The following is a 323-nucleotide window of genomic DNA, read 5'->3' on the forward strand; positions in this document are numbered from 1 at the left end:
CTCGTAAATTTGCAGCTTCTAAACGATTGGTATAGCGAATAGAAAGATATTGAACACCTCTATCGGAATGATGAATCACATTCTTTGGCATGCCTCGATCGTGCAATGCTTGCTCAAGTGCATCGAGCACCATGTCTGTATTCATCCGTGTAGATACTTTCCATCCAACAATTGCTCGTGAGAACACGTCAATAACAAATGCGGTATATACCCAGCCTGAATGAGTTTGAATATACGTAAAGTCACCCACCCATAGTTGGTTTGGATGATCAGCATTAAAATTACGTTTCACTAAATCATCTGCCCGTTTTTGGTCATCTCGG

The 323-nt window shown here is 41.2% G+C and carries 1 protein-coding gene; it reads right to left on the reverse strand.

Translation table 11 applies throughout. From position 1 onward, the window contains the following. A partial coding sequence (locus GBN19_RS15625) for a DDE-type integrase/transposase/recombinase (RefSeq protein ID WP_151778720.1) occupies positions 1–323 on the reverse strand: 323 nt, incomplete at both ends.

It is taken from the genome of Acinetobacter brisouii (assembly GCF_008993995.1).
Lineage (GTDB): Bacteria > Pseudomonadota > Gammaproteobacteria > Pseudomonadales > Moraxellaceae > Acinetobacter > Acinetobacter brisouii_A.